The organism is Amphritea pacifica (genome assembly GCF_016924145.1).
Taxonomy (GTDB): Bacteria; Pseudomonadota; Gammaproteobacteria; order Pseudomonadales; family Balneatricaceae; genus Amphritea; species Amphritea pacifica.
Genome location: NZ_JAFFZO010000181.1, coordinates 1 through 313, shown reverse-complemented (window position 1 = coordinate 313; position 313 = coordinate 1). Strand labels below are relative to the sequence as shown.

Annotated in this window: 1 protein-coding gene; it reads left to right on the top strand. The window is 46.6% G+C overall.

What is annotated here, in order from left to right; all coding sequences use genetic code 11:
* The coding region (locus JW499_RS21990) for a hypothetical protein (protein WP_205212550.1) at window positions 1-305 on the top strand (305 nt) is incomplete at its 5' end.
* Window positions 306-313: the final 8 nt, after the last annotated feature.

Here is a 313-nt window from a genome sequence, read left to right as displayed (position 1 = left end):
AACATAAGATGGCCTTGCAAACGTTTTATGCGTGGATTAAAGACAATCGCCATCGGCGACTGGATCACTGGATGCCACAACTAAAATGCAAGATTGCCGGATTCAGGAACTACTTTGCGTTACCGGATAACAGCCTGAGTGTGGGGCGGATCTACGGTCACATACTCAACAGTCTGTATATCTGGTTAAACCGGCGAAGTGGTCGGAAAAGTTACACGTGGTCAGGGATGAAGGAGATGTTAAGATATTTTGGAATCCAGCCCATGCGAGTGAGTAAAAGAGTGATAGCAGTGGACTGGTATTGAGGGTCTGT